This window comes from Kamptonema sp. PCC 6506 (genome assembly GCF_000180455.1).
Lineage (GTDB): Bacteria > Cyanobacteriota > Cyanobacteriia > Cyanobacteriales > Microcoleaceae > Kamptonema > Kamptonema formosum.
Genome location: NZ_CACA01000131.1, coordinates 12,556 through 34,328, shown reverse-complemented (window position 1 = coordinate 34,328; position 21,773 = coordinate 12,556). Strand labels below are relative to the sequence as shown.

Here is a 21,773-nt window from a genome sequence, read left to right as displayed (position 1 = left end):
TTTATATGGTGCAGTTGCACCACAAACAGGAAAAACTTTTCAGTATGGACATATAGTATGGTGGGTTCTCAGCAACGGATATATTCAGGAGAGTACAAGGAATTAGTAATTAGGAGAAGAACTACAACATTCGTACCAATTCGTATAGTTTAACCTATATTGATTGCAAAAATACAAAAGCACGGCGGTAAGCTGCGGCCGCTTCTTCCCATTTTTCTAGTTTAGAAAGAGCATCGCCTATATAATAGTAAGAAGAAGCAAAGTCAGAGTTAAGTTCAAGACTAAATCGATAAGCAGCAAGAGCTTCTTCCCACTTTTCCAGTTTAAGAAGAGCATTACCTAAATTGTAGTAAGACCAAAAGTAATCGGGATTGAGATCGAGCCCAAAGCGGTAAGTAGTTACAGCTTCATTTAAGAGTCCTTTTGCTTGCAGAGCATTTCCTAATTTGTAGTATAATTCAGATATATCTGGCTGGAGTTGAATAGCTTTGCGATAGTGAGCGATCGCATCGTCCCACTGTTCCAGTGAAGTTTCAATTTCTGCTAATTTATAATAAGCTTCGTAACAACTGGGATTCAAATAAATAGTGCGGAGGTAACAAATAACTGCTCTTTCTACTTTATTTTGCGCCATCAAGCTAGAGGCTACATGGAGAAATGTTTCACCCGTGAAATCTGGCTCTAACATCAGAGCAATATACCAGAAATCTGCGCCTTCCTCTGGCTTGCCAATTTGCTCAAATAGTCTAGCTAAGTTGCGGTAAACTCCCGCAAACTTGGGTTGGAGAGTTAAAGCTTGCTGGTAAGATGCGATCGCCTCTGGCCACTGTTCGAGGTTAGCATAGAGACTGCCAAGGTTAGCGTGGACATCCGCTAAATTCGGATCGAGTGCGATCGCTTTAGCGTACCATTGCTTTGCCTCTTCTAGCTGACCTTGAGTTTGGAGTGCCTTACCCAAGATTTTACAAGCTGTTGCTGAGTTTGGCTCGTTTTGTAGGGCTTGCTTGCAGGAAGCGATCGCTCGATCTAACTTTCCTTCATTTAAATCTACTTCTGCCTGTCGCAGCAAATCAAGCACTTCTGTTTCTGGATTCACTATTCTGTTATCCTATAGAGTTGCAAACGTCAGTAAAATTGTATTCTACAAGCTAAACAGGGATAAAAAATCCGTGTATGCACGTCTATATCTGGGGTTGTGCTGCTTTCCCCTTCCCAATTACTTCAGAAATTCATGTTAACGGCAAATTCGACACCGCGAGTCAGTGTAATTATCCCAGCATATAATGGCGATCGCTACATCGCGCTAGCGGTAGAAAGCGTACTGAACCAAACCTATAAAAACTTAGAAATTATCATCATAGATGACGGTTCAACGGATAATACTCGCGAAATATTACAGCCCTATTTTAACAGAATTCGCTATATTTATCAAGAAAATCAAGGAGTAGCAGCCGCCCGTAATTCTGGTATCCGAGAAGCCAAGGGTGAATTAATTGCTTTTCTAGACCAAGATGACTTTTTCTTACCAGATAAGTTAGCTGCCCAAGTAGCCTTATTTGATGCTCAAGCCTCCCTCGCAATTGTTAATAGTGGCTGGCGAATTGTTAACGAGCAAGGCGAAACTATTTTTGATATCAAACCCTGGGAACACTTACCCCAGTTAAACTTAGAAACCTGGGTCGTATATATGCCCGTACTTCCCAGTGCCATGATGTTCTCAAAGCAGTGGTTAAATCGAGTTGGTGGCTTTGATTCTCAATATGATTCCGTAGACGATTCAGACTTAGTGCTGCGTTTAGCATTATTAGAATGCGAGGCTGCTTGGCTACCTAAAATCACAGTTTGCTATCGCCAACACAGGCAAAATGTCTCTATCCAAAGAGCGCTCAAACAAGCCAACCTTTTTATTGAATTAAAGCAAAATTTATTCAGTAGAACCGATTTGCCAGAACGCATCCGCCAATTAGAAAAACCAGCTTTTTACGAAGCCCTAACCTGGATGGCATGGCAACTTTACTACAGCGGTTATCCCGCAGAAATGGCTGAGTATTTCCAGCAATCTTTGCGCTATAGTCCGTACTCGGTGACAGCAACTATAGTAGATTGGGTAAAGCGCCTTACCGATATTTCTCAAGCCTATGGCTGCGAAATCGATGGCTTTGCCCTGAGAAAGTTACTAGAATGGAAAAATTTAATGGCTAATATCATCCCTACGAAAAAAGTCAGAGTCAGCGTTATTATCCCCGCTTACAATTGCGATCGTTACATTGCCCAAGCCATAGATAGCGTTCTCAATCAAACTTATCAAAACTGGGAAATTATTGTCGTAGATGATGGTTCTACAGATAATACTCGCCAAGTTTTATCCCCTTATTTAGACTTAATTAAATACGTCTATCAAGATAATCAAGGGGCCGCCTCCGCGCGAAATCATGCTTGTCAGTTAGCCCAGGGCGAATTTTTAGCTTTTCTAGATAGCGACGATTTCTTCCTACCAGAAAAGCTAGAGAAACAAGTAGCGTACCTAGATGCTGACCCCACATTAGGTATGGTACAAACAGGTTGGCTAATAGTTGACGATAAGGGGCGAGATATCCATCCAGTAATGCCTTGGCAGCGTTCGCCAAAATTAGATTTAGAAACCTTTGTAATCTATAAAATTGTCCGCCCAAGTGCGATGATGCTGCGGCGAGAATGGTGGGAAAGATTGGGTGGTTTTGACTCGCGATTTCCCCCCGCCGAAGATTTAGATTTTGCCTTACGCTTAGCTTTAAATGGCTGCAAAGCCGCCTGGTTAGAAGAGATACTTATTGGTTATCGTCAGCACGATGCTAATCTGATGTCTAGCGGTTATAAATTGATGAAAAATATGGAACTTGTCATGGAAACTTTTTTTGCCAGGCCAGATTTGCCCAATCAAATTCGTCAGTTAAAAAGTAAAGAACGCTACGAATCTTTAACCTGGATGGCGTGGCGAATGTATCGGGATGAGCATTTTGGAGAAATGGGTGAAGCTTTAGAAAAATCCTTATATTACAGCCCTTTCTCTCCGATAGATACTATCTTAAATTGGGTAGAAGCTTTTAAAGTCTATTCCCTCGAATACGGTTACAATTTTGATGCAAATTCGTTAAGTAATGTGCAAGAATGGCAAGCAGCAGTGACAATGGTGATGAATAATCTTCATCAAGCTAACTCCACTGGCAGCTTAACTTCTAGAAAGAATCATCGGCACATTCTATTATATGCTGAAGATCACGGAGTCGGAGGAATGGCTCAGTTTAACCATTCACTTTTATGCAAGTTAGCAACGGAAGGATACGAAGTTACTTGCGTTCAAACTGAGACTTCTAACCCGTTAATTAATAAGCAAAAAGAACTTGGCATCCGTCACGTTTGGCTAGAGTTTGACACGATGAAAGAATTTTCCCGCATCGCCTACAATCAGGCTGATGCTGAAAATATTTTCTCGCAGTTTCCCCCCGATTTAATTATATTTAGTGACGGCTGGCCGATGGCAAATTTTGCAGCCAAGCAAGTAGCTTTAAAACGAGGGATAAACTATATCATTGCTTTAGGTTATATTGACCCAAGTTTTGCTAAATTCCATAGATGGGACAAAATTCCCTATTTAGATGCTGTCTCCTATCATTATGCTACGGCAAAATCTATGGTGGCAGTTTCTTCTGAGAATTTAAACTTATGCCAGAAATGTTTTAAAATGCCTCAAGACTGGGGAAAAGTTATCTATTACGGACGGCCTGATAGTTATTTTGTCCCCCCTGTTGCTACAACTCGCAACCGATTGCGACAGGAGGTAGGAATTCCAGAAGATGCCATAGTTTGTTTCACGGCGGCGCGTCTTACTCCCGTTAAAGGCTATCAGTATCAATTGGAAGCAATCGCGCAGTTAAAACAGAGTCCAGTATGGTCGCAAATTTATTTTGTGTGGGCCGGCCCTGGGGCGACTACTCACGATAATATGGAACCTGAATTGAGAGAAAAAGTATCAAATTTAGGAGTAAGCGATCGGGTTAAATTCTTAGGTCAACGGTGGGATATTTCAGATTGGCTCGATGCTAGCGATATTTTTATTCTACCATCAAAAGCAGAGGGAATGCCTTTAGCTGTGATGGAAGCAATGGCAAAAGGATTACCTGTAATTGCGACTGCTGTCAGTGGTATTCCAGAGGAGTTGGGGGAGACAGGAAAGTTATTACCTAACCCGAATCGCGATCCCAAAGGAACAGTAAGGGAATTGGCTATGACAATAGAAGCCTGGGTCGCGAATTCGGAATTGAGGCAGTCTGTAGGCAAAGAATGTAAATTACGAGCCGAACAAATGTTCCGGGAAGAACGGATGCTTCAGGAATATTTGAATACAATTGTAGAGGCTTTATCGAGTGAAAAAGATCCAGAAAAAAGATTTTTGAATCCGCGACTTGAAGGACAAATGAAATTAGTAGAAAAACAATTACGTTATAGCTCTTTGGTGTGGAGTGCTTGGCACGCTCATTGTCATGGTAATCTTGCTAAAATGTTCCGGGATTTGGAGGAATCTTTGACTTGTACGCCTTTTTTGACAACAGAAACCATCTTCTATTGGATACAAAACTTTGCCACTTTTTATGCAGAAATTGGTAAAGAGTTTGATAGCTATTCTCTGATTAACTCAGTAGAATGGAAGGAATTAGTGGCGACTACATTAGGTGGTGAATTGGCTTTTGCGACTTAATAAAATTTCAGTTCTAACCCACAGTTATCTGGACACAACCTGCATATAAATATCGAAACTGCACCGACGGAAACTTTACGTGATTCTTTCTATAGTCAAATTTGAATGAATACCATTAGGAGCCAATATGCGAACAAAATTTAGTGTCAAAAACTTGCTAAAACTCCCGCAACTTTTGTTAGCATTGGCTACGGCTCTGTTAATACTATTTTTTGGTCAAGTATCAACTTTTGGGCAGGTACAATCTAACGTAAACGTTGATTTTGCTGCCCCACAATCAATTAAGTCAGTCAGTGGTATCCTACACGGTATAGATCCAAGTAATCCACCAGATAGCACGATTAAACCACTACAGTTTAAACTTTGGCGAGCTGGAAGAGTTGATACCTATGACCGAGTTGTGAACTCAGGTGCTGAGTTTCAATTAATAGTAAGCGACCTCTGGGGATATGGAGCTAATCCGAATGGATGGCCCTATCAAAATTATCCTGCCTGGGAAGCTTTTGTGCGACAACTTGCTCAACAGAATAAAGGAAAAAAAATCGTTTGGGATGTCTGGAATGAGCCTGACTGGGCAAATCCTTTTTGGGCGGGAACAAGAGAACAATTTTTTGAAACTTACAAACGGGCTTATCAAATATTACGTCAAGAATTGGGGCCAGAAGCGATAATTGGAGGCCCAAGCATAGCAATTTATAGTAAAGACTATTTAGTTGCTTTTCTCGAATACTGCAAGGCAAATAAACTGGAAGTTAATTTTTTATCTTGGCACGAACTGAATGATGATAACATTTTATTTGTTGACGATCATTTGATTGAGGCTAGACGCAATTTCATCCAAAGTCCAGCTTACGCCAGCCTAAAAATCAAAAAACTTTATGTGAATGAGATTGTTGGAGAGGTAGGACAGTATAGACCAGGAGATATTCTGGGTTATTTCTATAATTTGGAAAGAGGTCAAGCAGACGGTGCTTGCAGAGCTTGTTGGGGTAGCTTGGGGCCCAATAAAGTTAGTAATTGCTTTAATAATACTCTGGCTGGGATGGTAACACCTAATTCTTTTCAGCCTAGAGCAGCTTGGTGGGCGAATAAAGCTTATGCTGATGGAGCTAGTTCGCGAGTGCGAAGTCAGTCATCCTCTGAGAGAGTTGTCGCTTTGGCTAGCAAGTCAAATTCTAGCGGTAAAGCACAGGTATTATTAGGCTATTTCGATCGGAATAATTCTTCCTCAATCAGACTTAATCTTACTCTTGCAAACTTAAAACAGCTCAATGTTGCCCAGAATGGTAAAATCCATCTAAAATTAGAGAAAATTCCTAATGATCAAGAGGCGGCTGTGCAAAAAATGGTGATTTTGAAGGAAGAGAATGTGTCTATTGGAAACGGAACATTGAAATATGTTATTCCTAATTTTGGTCTACATGAAGCCTATGTGTTGACTATTGGCTAAGTGATATCGTAAAGCCACGATATCGGGGTTACTATCCATAACAAAGGCGTGGCTATATGGTGCATAATTCCTAATTGATTAATCGGTTTCAATCTGCAAGATGCTCTGATGTAATTAAAAATAGAATATTGAGGGTTTCTTTGTGATAAAAAGAGCGTTAATTTGTGGCATTTCTGGTCAGGATGGAGCGTACTTAGCTGAACTCCTACTTAAAAAAGGATATTTTGTCTTCGGAACTTCGCGAGATGCCCAAATGTCTGAATTCCGAAACCTTTCTCGTTTGGGCATCCGCGACTCCGTGAAGATGGAATCTATGTCTTTGAATGATTTTCGCAGCGTCTTGCAAGTCTTGACAAAAATTCAGCCCGATGAGGTGTACAATTTAGCTGGTCAGACTTCGGTGGGACTATCGTTTGAACAGCCAGTTGAAACTCTGGAAAGTATTGCTACTGGGACTTTGAATCTTTTAGAAGCGATTCGGTTTACTGGCGGCAAGGTGAAATTATATAATGCAAGTTCTAGCGAATGTTTTGGCAATACAAGGGGTTTGGCGGCGGATGAAAATACCCCTTTTCATCCCAGAAGTCCCTATGCAGTGGCGAAAGCAACGGCTTTTTGGGAGGTAGCAAACTATCGGGAAGCTTACAATTTATTTGCGTGTTCTGGTATTCTATTTAATCATGAGTCACCGTTGCGACCAGAAAGGTTCGTAACGCAAAAGATTGTGGCGGTAGCTTGTAGAATCGCTGCGGGAAGTTCAGAAAAGTTACATTTGGGGAATATTTCAGTACAAAGGGACTGGGGATGGGCCCCGGAGTATGTGGAGGCGATGTATTTGATGTTACAACGGTCGGAGGCCGATGATTATGTAATTGCTACTGGTCAAAGTTATACTTTGGAGGAATTTGTAAAGGCAGCCTTTGCTTGTTTGGATTTGGATTGGCGGGAACATACGGTGATTGATGAGAGTCTGTATAGACCTACTGAGATTTCTATTGGTCGTGGAAATCCCGGTAAGGCTAAGGAAAAGTTAGGTTGGGAAGCCAAGTATAAAATGCAAGATGTTGTCAGAATGATGATGGAGGCGAAAATGGTTTAGTTTTTAAGGGCAAAAAGATTTTTTAGCCATTTGAAAGTAAAAATAATTCGGCAATTTTTCGATTAATTAATGACCTTTACAAGCATAAAACAATGCAAGTAGTTATCCTAGCAGGCGGTCTCGGTACCCGTCTCCGAGAAGAAACAGAGTTTCGTCCTAAACCATTAGTAGATGTTGGAGGACATCCTATTCTTTGGCATATTATGAAAATATATGCCCATTATGGCTTCCGCGACTTTATTGTTTGCTTGGGCTATCGTGGCAACATGATTAAGGAATATTTCCTCAATTATGAGGCAATGAACAATGACTTTACTATTTGCTTGGGTCGCCAAAATTCCATCAGGTATCACGGAGAACATCTGGAGCAAGATTTCAATGTTACTCTAGCTGAAACTGGTCAAGAAACTATGACTGGTGGTCGGGTGAAACGGATAGAGAAATATATTCATGACGATATTTTCATGGTAACTTATGGGGATGGAGTGGCTGATGTAGATATTGGGGCGCTATTAGATTTTCATAAGTCCCATGGTAAGCTGGCAACTGTTACTACCGTTCGCCCTATTTCTAGGTTTGGGATTTTGGATGTGGACAATCAGGGTACTGTACAACAGTTTACGGAGAAACCGCAATTAGATGGTTGGGCAAGTGCGGGATATTTAATATTAAACCGCCGTATTTTTGACTATTTGGGTGGAGATGATTGCTTTTTAGAGCGAGAACCTCTCGAACGTTTAGCCGCAGAAGGTCAATTGATGGCTTACCGCCACGAAGGATTTTTCTTTGCGATGGATACCTACCGGGAGTATAAATATTTGAATGAGCTGTGGGATAATGGAGAGGCTCCTTGGAGGGTGTGGGAATGAGGAATTTTTGGTGCGATCGTTCGGTGTTTGTAACTGGCTGTACTGGTTTATTGGGTAGTTGGTTAGTAGCAGATTTAGTGAAACGAGGAGCGCGGGTAACGGGATTAGTTAGAGACTTAGTACCGCACTCTAGGCTATACATGGAAGACTGGCATCAGCGTATTAATATAGTGCGCGGTTGTGTGGAAGATTTGCCAGCACTGGAGCGCGCTATCAATGAATATGAAATAGACACAGTATTTCACTTAGCAGCTCAAACGATTGTGGGAGTTGCTAATCGCGAACCATTGGCTACTTTTGAGACAAATATTAAAGGTACTTGGAACGTCTTAGAAGCTTGTCGCAAAGTGGGGGGAGTCAGCCGAATTGTGGTAGCATCAAGCGATAAAGCTTATGGCGATCAAGAAATTTTACCCTACGACGAGAATACGCCGTTGCAAGGCGAACATCCTTATGATGTTTCTAAAAGTTGTGCCGATCTGATTTGTCGGACTTATTATGTTAGTTACGGCTTGCCAGTTTGCATTACTCGTTGTGGCAATTTTTACGGTGGTGGGGACTTGAATTTTAATCGGATTGTACCCGATACAATTCGCTCAGCTTTGCGGGATAAGCCAGTTGTGATCCGTAGTGACGGTAGTTTTATTCGCGATTATTTCTATGCCAAGGATGGCGTTTTAGCTTATTTGCATCTAGCTGAGCAGATGGATAGGCGCGAAATTTGGGGAGAGGCTTTTAATTTCAGCAATGAGGTGCAAATTACAGTTGTAGAAATGGTGCGAAAGATTTTGGAATTGATGGATAAGAGTCATTTGGAGCCGATTATTTTGAATCAGGCGAAGAATGAAATTATACATCAGTATCTTTCGGCGGAAAAGGCTCGGAGGTTATTGAATTGGAAACCTGAGTATTCTCTGGATGGAAGTTTGAAGGATACAATTCAATGGTATAGTGATTTCTTGATGCCTGAACTGACACCTGTACTGACTATGAAATGACGGTAATGGAAATTAAACCACTCAAACTACAAGGGACTTATCAAATTACTTTAGCTCCCAGGAAAGACGATCGTGGATACTTCATGCGAGCCTACGATGAAGCTATTTTCCGCGATCATGGCTTGACGACAGCTTGGTTGCAGGAAAATCAGTCATTCTCAAAAAAAGGTGTGATTCGAGGTCTTCACTTCCAAAAACCGCCTCATGCTGAAACAAAGTTAGTCCGAGTGGTTTCAGGAAAAATCTTAGATGTTTTTGTAGATTTGAGAAAAAACTCAAATACTTATGGTCAATGGGATTCGATTGAACTCTCTGAAGAAAACCACAAAATAGCTTATATTCCTAAAGGCTTTGCTCATGGCTTTTGTTCACTAACAGAAACGGCCTTAGTACTTTATAAAGTAGATGAAATTTATTATCCTGAGTCGGAAGGTAATTTAAGATGGAATGATGAAACTTTAGCTATTAAATGGACAATTGATCGTCCTTTGACTTCCTCGAAAGATGCCCAAGGAGAAAGTTTTAATGATTTTATTTCACCTTTTGTTTAGGTAGAAAATTAATGAGGATGAAAATGGCAACTAGAAATTGTCGTCTCTGTAGATTTCCTTTATCAATACACCCCAGTATTAAGTTAAAAAATATTCCTAGAGGAGGTCATGTATTACCCAAGTACGAACAACTGGAGACAGATACAGGGGTTGATTTAGAGGTTTATCAATGTGAAAATTGTGGTTTGGTGCAGCTCACAGCCGAATCTTTAGTATATGCAGATCAAGTGGGTTCTGCTCATGCAAGTTCTCCGGGGATGTTATCTCACCGGAAACGACAAGCATATGAGTTGGTTGAGCAGTTTAATTTAAGAGATAAAACTATTCTCGAAGTCGGCTGTGGTGATGGTCATTTTATGGAGTTCTTCGCGGAAGCAGGTGCAATTCCTTTTGGGGTGGAACCATCAGAGCGATCAACAGAATTGGGGCGCAAGCATGGCTTGAAAATTAAACAGGGATATATGAGTAAAAATGCCAAAATTGAAGGGGCTCCCTTTGATGCGTTTGTCACAATGCACGTTTTGGAGCACGCTCCCGATCCAAATGATTTTCTCCAAGGTATTTATGAAAATTTAACTCCGAATGGCGTGGGTTTTATTGAGGTTCCCAGTTTTGAGCAAACTTTAGAAAATGAGAGAATTTACGATTTTATCACGGATCATTTGCATTATTTTTCTGTAAAAACTCTGCGGTTTGCACTTGAAAAAAATGACTTTAAGGTTCTTGATATTAAACGGGACTGGGGCGGTGAGCATATTGTAGCAACCGTGCAAAAACAAGAGCGAGAAAGTTTAGCTAATTTACAAACTGGCGTTGATTTTCTCATTCAAAAAATGTGGGATTTTATCAATGCTTACTCATTCCAAGGAAAGCGGGTGGCGATTTGGGGAGCAAGTACCAATGGCGTAACCTTATTATCTTTAGCTCAGTTTAAAGGGATTGTTTATGTTGTTGATTCTTCGCCCCATAAACAAAATCGTTTCACTCCAGTTTCTCATTGGCCAATTTTAGATCCCAGTCACTTAAAAACCGATCCGGTAGATGCGATTATGGTAATGGCAACTCGGTTTACTGATGAAATTGTTAACCAAATTAAGACAGAAATTGGCTTCACTGGTACAATTGCTGTTTTAAAGGGAAATAGTCTAGAAGTTGTCCAAACAGGAAAGGAAGTATGAAAGTTTTAGTAATTGGTGGATCGGGGTTAGTAGGTTCTCATCTGCTACAAACTTGTCATCAACGGGGATGGAATGTTACGGGAACTTATCAGAATTTTGCCCAACCTGGTTTGATTCCTTTGCAAATTACGAATGCTGCTGCTGTGCGATCGCTGATTACTGAATCTCAACCAGAGGTTGTATTTCTTCCCGCGTTTCGCTCAAATGTGGATTATTGTGAACAAAACCCGGAGGAAACTTATCAAATTAATGTAGTGGGTTGTTTGAATGTAGCTCACGCGACACGGGATGTGCGCGCGAAGTTAGTCTTCTATTCATCAGATTATGTATTTAATGGGAAAAATGGCCCTTATCAAGAAATCGATAAACCAGATCCTATTTGTGTTTATGGGCTACAAAAGTTAGAAGTAGAAGAGAAAATTTCTGAGTTATTAGATGATTATTTAATTTGTCGCATTGCTTGGGTTTATGGTCAAGAGAAGCAAGGTAAGAATTTTGTACTTCGCTTGATTTCTATGTTGACAAATAATCAAGCAATTCGTGTTCCTCAAGATCAGGTTGGTTCGCCAACTTTGGCAGATGATATTGGGGAAGCGAGTTGTCGGTTAGTAGAAGTGGGTGCAAAAGGATTGTTCCATATAACGGGAATTGATTGTATGAATCGCTATCAATTTGCTTTAAAGATCGCTGAAGTATTTGGACTTCAGACAGATACTCTTTTACCTGTGATGACATCTGAATTAAACCAAGCTGCTGCGCGACCTTTAAAGTGTGGGATGAGGTGCGATCGCTTAGTTCAGAATCTCAACTGGAATTTACGCGGGGTTTTAGAAGGACTCGGTACTTTCAAGCAGACTTAATTGCAATAGCAGAGTCGTTTTGCCACTCTTTCAAGAGTTTAAAAATTTCATTGTAAATGGCTTTCCAATCACACTCATAACTGCGTGAGAAAGGATTGGGGTCATGACCATCCACAATAAATTCTTTAGGTACAAAAACAGGCATGATTGAGTTTTCGGCTGTTCTCGATGAGTAGTTAAACTCTACGTTTTCGCCGTAAAAGGCAGTATTCCCATAAGTCACACCAGGTTTGTGAGCAGTCCATACGACAAAAGTTAGTGAAGTTGCCATAGGTGTGATATAAAAATCGATCGCATCACTCCAAACTAAGGTTTCATAGGTGGTCGCACCAATCAAACTATAGGTTTTAATATCTCCTGATAAGCGAGTGATAATTTTTTCCATCATATCTTTTTCGGCGGCAATGACAGACTCAGCTTCTGGATCTTCTCTTTCTGTGCGAGACCAGCCATCAAATATAACTCCTAAATTTGGAAAATCTGCATAAAGTAGATTGAGAACATTGGCAATTCCTTCAACTTGAGATACCCAGGAACGCTTACTTCGCAAAGTAACTAATAAGAGAGGTGAATCTTGTTTAGATGCTTCTATTTGTTGCAAAAATTCTTGGGAACATTTAGTGAGAGAAGTTTGATAAAGCCTTTTGGAGAGTTTGTCTTTGATATACATATCAACGAGTCTAACTCCACAGTAATTATTCTCCAAAAGGTATTGAAAAATCTGCCAAGAGTCTGAAAATCTGATAATTTTATCAGTTTCTATTTCAGGAAAAACTACGTCTACATTCATAAATTCATAAGCACCAATAATGAACTTAGTCAGATGATGTACCATCCCGTTTTCAACAATATGGTAAATTCCTGCTAAATCATTCCAAATATAGTGCCCCAAATTAGGCATAAATGCCTGAACCGCTACTAATTCTTTCGGTTGTTTATTGGACAGATAAGCTTTTACTTTTTGCCAGTAAGTTACCAAATAAGTTTTGAATCGGTTGATACTTAAACCAAAGTTAATATGAGGATATGAATAAAAGGGAATGATTAACTCTCGTTTCGGAAAATACAAACAAATTCTACTGCCAAACCAATCGCCAACTAAATAGTAAAATACTTCTTGCCCCACAAATCGATAATAATTGAATAAGGAGTCAATTACGAAAGATTGATTGGATCTAAGGACTTTACCTGTAAAGGGACAAACTGTGTATATGTAACCAGTTTCTACAAGACTTTGCTGCAAGTGCATTCCCTGTGACCAGTTATAATAATGCAGCCCTAATGTCCGACTTTCTTTTTTTGCTAACTGGATCGGTAAAGTCGCTCCGAAACTATTGATATAAATTTCTTCTAAAGCCAGACTATCTCGCCTCATTAATTCTAAATTAGCTAAAGATAATCCTACTTCTTCTAGCAAAATTTTGTCAGATTCACTTAAGAATTCTAAGCCAATCACTGTATATTTTGCATGGTTATTGAAGTATGCTAAAGCTTCTGGTGCTTTAATTTCCTTTCGATAGTATGAGTTATTTACATCAAGGGGGGCTAACTCATTTAATCCTTTCCAGAGGCTTTCGTAAATTTCTGCCTCGCTGGGAGAGTGATGTGGAGCTTTTTGGAAGCAAGTTAAGGCTTCATCTAGTTTGCCCTGTTCGGCTAATAGGACAGCAAGTTTATAGTAAGTTTCACAGCCTTCATCCAATTTTTCCTGATAAGCGAGGATCTCCCCCAGTCGATAGTAAGATGCTATATGGTGTCGGTTTAATTCAATCGCTTGGCGATAATGGAGCAGGGCTTGGTTTAAGCAAACTGATGTGATAGATTTTTTTAATAACACCTGAAATTCAGGTAAGCTTCGCCAATATTTAATGCCAATCTCTCGGCTACTTTCTGGCAACCGTAGCCAATTCACACACGCTTGTTTTTCCAGCTCTGATACACAATATCTTTTATAAACTCTGAAGGCCTCTACTGCATAAGATTCATCATCAAGATGCTGAGTCGCTTGTAAAAATTGTTCATCATTAATAAAGCAAAGTCCTGGAAGTTCTCTATCGTGAGCTTGGTAATTCTTTTTATTGGGTAATTCTCCTATTTTATAATCCACAAAGAACGATTCTGGATGCTGTATCACCCGTTGATAAATTGCTTCCCCTAGTTGATAATTTAACAAATCAGAAAATGGGTTGAGTTCAACTGCTCGGCGGTAGGTGGCAATCGCATCGTCCCATTGACCTAATTGAAAGTAAATTTCTCCTAATCGCTGGAAAGACTCCTCATCTGGATTACATTCTATAATTTGGGAGGAAGAGGGGATATCCTTTGCTAAGTAGAACTGATTTCGCTGTTGCACTGCATTTGCCAAAGCAAAATGAATCCAATCCGCATCAGGGTTCAACTCACTTGCACGGCTATAAGCGGCAATCGCCTCATCCCATTGACCCAATTTTGCTAAACTATTACCTAGCCCCACATAAGTACCATAATGTTCAGGATTGAGTTCGAGTGCCTTACGGAAGGCTGCGATCGAATCTTCCCACTGTTGTTGTTGAGCTAGGGCATCTCCTAAGTGGTGATAACTCCAAGAAAAATCTGGTTTGAGTGTGATTGCATCGCAGAAGGCTACGATCGCTTCATTCCATCGACCCAGTTTGGCTAGGTTTTCCCCTAGATGGTGGTGTGTCCAGGAATCGTTGCTATTGAGTTCAAGTCCACGACGGTAAGCCGCGATCTTGTCTTCCAATTTTTCCGCTTCCTGCAATTGCTTACCTTGGTTAAATTTAGATACAGCCGTTTCTTGGTTCATAGTAACTTAATTAAATAATTTTAGGCGCGCTATGTTTTTTAGTAACATCTACAGCCAAGGCTTTTCTATGGTTTTTAAAAATGTATCTTATATTTTATTCGGCTCTAAATTATTTAATAGTTTCCTGACTTCTTTGTCAAGCAAGCGCCAATCAAAATCATAATTATTGATCAGCCCAATAGGGGGATAATCAACTATTGATTCCAATGGAATATAAATAGGCATAACTACATTTTCCCTTGATTTCAATTGTTCAATAACCCAGGATTCATAACATAAACTGTTAGCATGAACGACTCCCATTTTGTTAGCAATCCAGAGTACAAAAGTCGTAGTTGAACCAGGTGTTGATATGTATAAGTTAATCGCATTTGCCCAAATAACTTTTTCATAAGTCATAGAACCTATAATACTATAGGTTTTTACAGAATCAGGTATAAGGGTCAATATCTTATCTAGGTTAACTTTTTCACTTTCAATTACGCCCTCAACACCAATATCTTCTCTTTCAGTGCGAGAGCAACCATCAAACACTACGGCTAAATTTGGAAAATCCAAGTGTAAACTTTTAATTATATTTGCTATTCCCTCTACTTGAGATACCCATACTCGGCAATGGGTACGCATTCCTATCCATAGAAGTGGAAAGTGTTTTTTTGCATTCTCTACTTTTTGTAAAAATGCTGAAGAACACTTTTTCCATGAAGCTTCGTACACTCGTTCTGCTAATTTCTCGGTGATTTCAACACCTGTTACTCGAACAGCACAATAATTATTTTCGATAATCCACTTAAAGCTACTAAACTTATCATTTACTCTGACTACTTTCCCATGAATTTCCGGAAAAATATTTTCTATATTAAAATATTCATATTTCTCAGCTAATATTGCATCTGTATACTTCAATATATCATTCTCATATAGATAATTAACTCCTGTAACTTCATTCCAAAAATAGTGACCAATATTGCCAAGTGTACCCAATATCAGCAAATTTTTTTTATTGGGATTCGATAGGTAGTCTCTTACTTCATTATATTGACTAACGGTGTTACTTTTTAAACGATCAAGTATTTCCTTTATATTGATATGCTGATGACCATCATCAGCATCAAAAAAACTAATAACAATTTCTAGTTTTGGTATATAAATAAATTTTTTGCCGCTCCAATAATGACCTAAAAACAAATAAAATATTTCCTTGCCCACAAAGCGATAACCAATCATTGGTAGCCAAGCAGGATCGTAAAATGATTGATTTGACCTAAGAATTTTGCTTGTGAAAGGGCAAATTGAATAAATATAGCCTGTTTCTACTAGACTTTGCTGAAAATAGTTGGCATTGTTTAGAAACTCCTGTGCTACATAATTATGTTTTTTTCTTAACTTAGTAAACTTTTCAGCCAAATGAGTTGAATGATTTGGATCAAAGGCATTAATATATATTTCTTCTAAACTGCGGTTGTCTTGTGTAATTAATTCTAAATTAACTAGGGATAGACCAACCTCTTTTATCAAAGCCTTATCTTTTTCTTTTAAATCACGCAGATTAATAATAGTATATTGGCTATACTGGCTGAAGTAAGCATAGGTTGCTATGGGTTGAAGTTCTAATGAATCATCAAGATAAACTTGATTTATCGGAGCTAATTCATTTAAACCTCGCCAAATTTTTTCATAAACGTTAGCTTCAATAAAAGGCTGCTGGGGGGCTTTTGAGAAATAGAAAACCGCTTCAGTTATTTTTCCACTTTCTGCCAATAAAAGGCTTAAATTATAGTAAAGCTGCCTAGCTTCTTTTAGTTTGCCTTGTAGAGTAAGAATTTCTGCTAAACGAGAAAAAGAATTTGTATGAATTGGGTTAAGTTCAATAGTCTTATTATAGTAAGGAAGAGCTGCTTCCAAAGCTACTGCCACTCCTGACTTTCTAATGATTTCTTTGAAGTCGGGTAATGTACGCCAGTATTTAATCCCTAATTCTCTACTACTATCTGGTTGTCGAAGCCAATTCATGCAAGCTTGTTTTTCCCATTCGGATACTGAGTATCTTTTATAGACTTTAAAAAGTTCTATTGTATAGGTTTCATCATCAAGATGGCTGGTTGATTGTAAAAATTGTTCGTCATTGATAAACCATAATTCTGGTAGTTCTGGATCGTTGAATTGGTATTCTTTTTTATGAACAAAATGCTCTATATTATACTCAGCTAAGAAAGATTCTGGGTTTTCCATTACCCGCTGATAGATAGCTTCCCCTAGCTGATAGTGAGATTCATCAGCTTCTGGATTAATTTCGATAAGTCTACGATAACAATTAATCGCCTCATCCCACTTACTCAATTTCCCTAGAAGTTCCCCTAACTGCTGGTAATATTGCTCATGGGGTGATATTTCTAGTAGGCGGCGATAGATTGCGATTGCGTCCTCGATCTGTTCGTGTCTCACTAAAGCCTGGGCTAACTTTAACAAAACTTCTTGGTTATCCGGTTCTAACTCTAACAGTTTGTAGTATTCGGAAATGTTATCGGGGTTTCCCTCGATCGCCTGTATATAACGTTTGATCGCTTCTTCTCGGTTTTCGGTAGGCTCTAAAGTCGGGGCTTTCTGCTCTTCCTGCTCGCTGAGTTCAATCGCTTGACGGTAGGCTGCGATCGCCTCTTCCAGTTGTCCCAATTTGGCCAGACACTCTCCTAAGCCGTAGTAAGCTGTCTGATTATGGGGATTATGTTCGATCAAACGACGATAAGCCGCGATCGCTTCCTCTAGTTTTCCCTGTTGTACCAAAGTATTTCCCAATTGCAACCAGAGTTCCCAGTTATCGGATTGAAGCTGCAAAAGATTTTGATAAGCTTCTACGTTGTCTGGATTGAGTTCTATCATCTGGCGATAGGAGGCGATCGCTTCTACTACATCGGAATGAGTTCGCTGTTGCAGTGCCTTTGCCAAGGCATAATGAATCCACTCAGCATCAGGGTTCAGTTCACTGGCACGACGGTAAGCCGCGATCGCCTCATCCAGTTGACCCAATTTTGCTAAACTATTACCTAGCCCCACGTAACTCCCAAAATGTTCGGGATTGAGTTCAATTGCCTTGCGGAAGGCTGCGATCGACTCTTCCCACTCTTGCTGTTGAGCTAGGGCATCCCCTAAGTGGTGGTAACTCCAAGCAAAATCTGGTTTGAGTTCGATTGCATGGCGGAAGGCTATGCTGGCTTCATCGCATCGACCTAGTTTTGATAAGGCTTCCCCTAAATGGTGGTGATACCAAGAAATGTCAGGATTTAACTCAATGGCACGGCAATAGGCCGCGATCGCGTCTTCTAGCTTGCCTTCCTCTTGCAGTTGCTTCCCCTTATCGAATTCGCTCATAGCCGTCTCATCCTTACATCTGCGATTACTTTTTCTTTACAATTATCAAGTTATCAGTTTAAACTGAATGGCGGGACGCTTTGCTTTGCAGCGCTGGCTTGTCTATATTACTTGCTTTTGCCACAGTATTACCACTGAGATCGGACTGAATAGTGTGGAGGTAGAAGTCTATTGTTAAAGCGTTGTGGATTTCGATTTAGAAACTTTAACAACTTTGAAATTATAGATTTGATTAGCTGGCATTATCGTAATAATTTAGGATAATAAACATGAAAGAGCCGATGAATCTTTATTTTATTCGGCTGATGGTTAAAACGCTTGCAGCCTAAAAGATGTCTAATGGGTTCTATAGATTTATGGTTGCGCCTCCTGTGAAGACTATGGTAGTGGGTACAATCAAGAGTTTAACACTAATATGTCAGAATAGACTTCTTGACCCTTGCAGGTAAGTTATCAAATTTTACAATCTAATTGCGGAAAAGTCAGAAAAATGTTAACGAACAACACAGAAAAACATCTCGATTTTGAAACCTGTAGAGAGGTTCTTGCCGCTCTCCGAGAGCAAGGACGCAAAATAGTCCTCTGTCATGGAGTCTTCGATCTCCTTCATCCTGGTCACTTTGCCCACTTGCAGGAAGCCAAGGCACTCGGAGATTTGCTCGTAGTGTCTATCACAGCAGCGCCTTATGTCAACAGAGGGCCTGGAAGACCGGTATTTTCGGATGATTTACGACTTTATTCCATAGCCTCTCTAGGTTGTGTAGATTACGTCTTGCTGGCTCCCGTATCCACTGCCCTAGAGGTAATCGACCGAGTGCAGCCTGATTTTTATTGCAAAGGACATGAGTATACCGATCACAGCCAAGATGTTACCCAAAACATAGACCGAGAAGCAGAAAGGGTTATGGCTTACGGCGGCAAGATTCGCTATACAGGAGAAATTGTTTTCAGCTCAACCCGGCTGATTAACAATTATCTAGACGTGATGCCACCCCAGATAAAGAGCTATGCCAGCCAGTTAAGCCAGCGATACCCATTAGAGGAAATCCAGAAAGGCGTTGAGGCGATGCAGAAGCTAAAGGTCTTGGTACTCGGTGATGTAATTATAGATGAATTTATCCATTGTACAGTTCAGGGATTGACTTCTAAAGGAACGGTTATTTCAACCCGCTTTTTGAAACATGAGCAGCATTTAGGAGGTTCTCTGGCAATTGCCCGTCACATTGCTAGTTTTGCCGACTCTGTAACTGTTGCCGGCGTGGCTGGAAATGAGCCAGAGATTCACAGTTTGATTTTAAATAACATCAACGGTGGCATCCGACTGGACTTGCAGTATGAAAACAGCTACCCGACAGTGATTAAGCGACGCTACATTGCGCGGCAAGGCATGAGAGAGCAATACACAAAACTATTTTCGATCAACTATCTTGAAGAACAAGGGCCAGCACCTATCCAGCGCGAAAAACTGCTTGACCGCATGGAGAAAACGATTCGGGATTATGACTTGGTAGTAGTTGCAGACTACGGACACGGATTGTTAGATGCCGCACTGATGGAACTCGTTCAAAACAAAGCTGCGTTTTTAGCGCTCAACTGTCAAACAAACAGCGCCAATCACGGTTATAACTTAATCACCAAATACCAGCGAGCTGATACATTTTGCTTGGATGAGCAGGAAATCCGCCTCGCATTTTCCAGTCGCTACGGAGACCATTCCCATCTCCTCAAACGTTTGTATGAGCATTTAGGGGCTCAGCAAGGTTGGCTAACGTTGGGTTCGTCTGGTTCTTTGGGAATAAATGTTAAGGGTGAAGAAGAGTTGACACCGGCTCTAACGTTGGATGTGAAAGATACCATTGGTGCAGGCGATGCCTTTTTTGCTCTTGCCAGTCTTAGTGCCAAGTTGGAGTTGCCTGTGGCTGTCGGGTCATTGCTTGGGAATTTAGCGGGTGCAATGGCTGCTAATACTCTTGGTAATGCTGAACCGATGGACAAAGCCAGACTGTTGAAATTTGCCACGACGGTCTTAAAGTTTTAATTGCTGGTAAAAATATGAAACCCCAAGCAATTCTGTGCGATCGCGACGGTACTCTAATTGAAGATTGCCATTTCCTCAGTCGCCCAGAACAAATTCAGTGGATTCCAGGGGTTCTGGAAACCTTGAAACATTTGAAGCAAAAAGCTGTCAAAGTCTTGGTTGCGAGTAACCAATCAGGAGTAGCCAGAGGATATTTTGATACCGCAGCGGTAGAAGCTGTCCATGCTCAACTGCGGCGGGATACAGAGGATGTCTTGGGTGCGATGCCTTCAGCCGGCTCTGCGATCGCAGATTTTTACTACTGCCCTCATCACCCAAAAGGTGAAGTTGTCGGGTATAGTTACGCTTGTGACTGTCGCAAACCGCAGCCAGGAATGTTTCTCCAAGCAATTCAAGACCACAACTTAAATCCTGCCCAATGTTGGGCAATAGGAGATAGATTGCGGGATTTAGAACCTGGATTGCAACTTGGCATGAAAGCTTTTCTGGTACAAACTGGCAGCGGACTAGAGGCACAAAGAGAGCTATCTAAACGTCCTTACGCCGAGCTAGTTACTGTCATTTCCTCTTTGTCGGAGATTCTATCTTTAGTACAAAATGACAGCAACTACAATCCTGTATCAAAGTAAAAGGTAATACCAAATCCCGGTTTACTACCCTCTTTATTTTTAGTCCGCGCAGGCGGACTTCGTTTGTGTAGTAGCGGTTTCAACCGCCGATTTTAATCGGGTTTTTAATGCAGATTTGGTATAAAAACCCTGCGAAAATAACCACATCCAAATCAGAAATTGACCAAAAAATTGAGGAAAAAATGAGCGCAAATGCCATTCAACAAGTTCTAGTTACAGGTGGAGCAGGTTATGTAGGAGCCGTCCTAATTCCTAAGCTGCTGCAAGCGGGATACCGAGTTAAGGTAATCGACTTATACCTCTATGGACCAGATGTTCTAGCAGTAGTCAAAGATCATCCTGGTTTAGAACAAATTAAAGGAGACATCCGCGATCGCGCTCTCTTAGAAAAAATTATGCCCGGTTGCGATGCCGTTATCCATCTAGCTTGCATCTCCAACGATCCTAGTTTTGAACTAGATCCAGACCTCGGCAAATCGATTAACTATGATGCCTTTTTAAACCTAGTAGATGTTGCCAAAGACAGCGGTGTAAAACGGTTTATTTATGCCTCATCTTCCAGCGTTTATGGCATTAAAGAAACCGAAAATGTTACCGAAGAATTGCCTCTGCAACCCTTAACAGACTACTCCAAATATAAAGCCCTCTGCGAAGAAGTGCTATTAGCCAAGCGCGAACCAGGGTTTGTCACATTAGTGCTGCGTCCTGCTACTGTCTGCGGTTACTCGCCTCGCTTGCGACTCGATTTAACAGTCAATATTCTGACAAACCTGGCGATCAATAATAACAAAATTACCGTCTTTGGCGGCGATCAAAAACGCCCCAATATTCACATAGAAGACATGACAGACCTCTACATCAAGTCTCTCCAGTGGCCTGACGAAGCAATTGACGGCAAAATTTTCAACGCTGGCTACGAAAATCATACTGTCAGCGAAATTGCCCAGATGGTACGGCGCGTTGTTGGCGAACAAGTAGAAATTGTCACCACACCCACAGACGACCACCGCTCCTATCACATATCATCGGATAAAATTAAGCGAGAATTGGGATTTGTCCCCCAGCACACCATCGAAGAAGCGGCACAAGATTTAGTCAAGGCATTTAAAGCTAATTTAGTGCCGGAACCGATGAAAGATATCCGCTACTACAACATTAAAACCATGCAAGCACTGAACTTGAAATAACTGG

At 40.6% G+C, this 21,773-nt stretch carries 14 protein-coding genes; 11 read left to right on the top strand and 3 right to left on the bottom strand.

Features of this window, described 5'->3' with window-relative positions; translation table 11 throughout:
• Positions 1-154 precede the first annotated feature (154 nt).
• Entirely contained in the window at positions 155-1,096 is a 942-nt protein-coding gene (locus OSCI_RS07835; protein ID WP_007354366.1) for a tetratricopeptide repeat protein, read from the bottom strand.
• Between the two features lie 135 nt (positions 1,097-1,231).
• Between OSCI_RS07835 and OSCI_RS07830 the strand changes: the two genes are divergently transcribed.
• The 8 genes from OSCI_RS07830 (at position 1,232) to OSCI_RS07795 (ending at position 11,740) form a co-directional block, all read left to right on the top strand.
• A complete protein-coding gene (locus tag OSCI_RS07830) occupies positions 1,232-4,735 on the top strand; it encodes a glycosyltransferase (protein ID WP_007354365.1) in 3,504 nt (1,167 codons plus the stop codon).
• Between the two features lie 127 nt (positions 4,736-4,862).
• The gene (locus tag OSCI_RS07825; RefSeq protein WP_007354364.1) at positions 4,863-6,185 is read left to right on the top strand and encodes a GH39 family glycosyl hydrolase; all 1,323 of its coding nucleotides are present in this window, start codon (positions 4,863-4,865) and stop codon (positions 6,183-6,185) included.
• Positions 6,186-6,330: 145 nt separating this feature from the next.
• Positions 6,331-7,284 carry a GDP-mannose 4,6-dehydratase gene (locus OSCI_RS07820; RefSeq protein ID WP_026103803.1) on the top strand — a complete coding sequence of 318 codons (954 nt, stop codon included), beginning with the start codon at positions 6,331-6,333 and terminating at the stop codon, positions 7,282-7,284.
• 92 nt (positions 7,285-7,376) lie between these two features.
• Complete coding sequence (gene rfbF, locus OSCI_RS07815; protein ID WP_007354362.1) at positions 7,377-8,153, top strand: glucose-1-phosphate cytidylyltransferase; 777 nt, start codon at positions 7,377-7,379, stop codon at positions 8,151-8,153.
• Positions 8,150-9,151, top strand: a complete 1,002-nt coding sequence (locus OSCI_RS07810; RefSeq protein ID WP_007354361.1) for a GDP-mannose 4,6-dehydratase — start codon at positions 8,150-8,152, stop codon at positions 9,149-9,151. Before rfbF ends, OSCI_RS07810 begins: the two co-directional genes overlap by 4 nt.
• Before the next feature lie 5 nt (positions 9,152-9,156).
• Positions 9,157-9,702: a dTDP-4-dehydrorhamnose 3,5-epimerase gene (gene rfbC, locus OSCI_RS07805; RefSeq protein WP_234708721.1), complete on the top strand. Its 546-nt coding sequence runs from the start codon at positions 9,157-9,159 to the stop codon at positions 9,700-9,702.
• 23 nt (positions 9,703-9,725) lie between these two features.
• The gene (locus OSCI_RS07800) at positions 9,726-10,880 is read left to right on the top strand and encodes a class I SAM-dependent methyltransferase (RefSeq protein ID WP_007354359.1); all 1,155 of its coding nucleotides are present in this window, start codon (positions 9,726-9,728) and stop codon (positions 10,878-10,880) included.
• Positions 10,877-11,740: an SDR family oxidoreductase gene (locus tag OSCI_RS07795; protein WP_007354358.1), complete on the top strand. Its 864-nt coding sequence runs from the start codon at positions 10,877-10,879 to the stop codon at positions 11,738-11,740. The genes OSCI_RS07800 and OSCI_RS07795 overlap by 4 nt, the downstream gene beginning before the upstream one ends.
• On the opposite strand, the gene OSCI_RS07790 is transcribed toward OSCI_RS07795, so the two are convergent.
• Both OSCI_RS07790 and OSCI_RS07785 read right to left on the bottom strand, forming a co-directional pair.
• Positions 11,727-14,546: a tetratricopeptide repeat protein gene (locus tag OSCI_RS07790; protein ID WP_007354357.1), complete on the bottom strand. Its 2,820-nt coding sequence runs from the start codon at positions 14,544-14,546 to the stop codon at positions 11,727-11,729. The genes OSCI_RS07795 and OSCI_RS07790 overlap by 14 nt on opposite strands.
• 87 nt (positions 14,547-14,633) lie before the next feature.
• Positions 14,634-17,915 (bottom strand): tetratricopeptide repeat protein, encoded by a 3,282-nt coding sequence (locus OSCI_RS07785; protein WP_007354356.1) that lies wholly within the window; start codon positions 17,913-17,915, stop codon positions 14,634-14,636.
• A gap of 490 nt (positions 17,916-18,405) precedes the next feature.
• Between OSCI_RS07785 and OSCI_RS07780 the strand changes: the two genes are divergently transcribed.
• The 3 genes from OSCI_RS07780 (at position 18,406) to OSCI_RS07770 (ending at position 21,769) form a co-directional block, all read left to right on the top strand.
• Positions 18,406-19,953 (top strand): PfkB family carbohydrate kinase, encoded by a 1,548-nt coding sequence (locus OSCI_RS07780; RefSeq protein WP_007354355.1) that lies wholly within the window; start codon positions 18,406-18,408, stop codon positions 19,951-19,953.
• A gap of 14 nt (positions 19,954-19,967) precedes the next feature.
• The gene (locus OSCI_RS07775) at positions 19,968-20,582 is read left to right on the top strand and encodes a D-glycero-alpha-D-manno-heptose-1,7-bisphosphate 7-phosphatase (protein ID WP_007354354.1); all 615 of its coding nucleotides are present in this window, start codon (positions 19,968-19,970) and stop codon (positions 20,580-20,582) included.
• Positions 20,583-20,764: 182 nt separating this feature from the next.
• Positions 20,765-21,769 carry an NAD-dependent epimerase/dehydratase family protein gene (locus tag OSCI_RS07770; protein WP_026103802.1) on the top strand — a complete coding sequence of 335 codons (1,005 nt, stop codon included), beginning with the start codon at positions 20,765-20,767 and terminating at the stop codon, positions 21,767-21,769.
• The last annotated feature ends 4 nt before the right edge of the window (positions 21,770-21,773 follow it).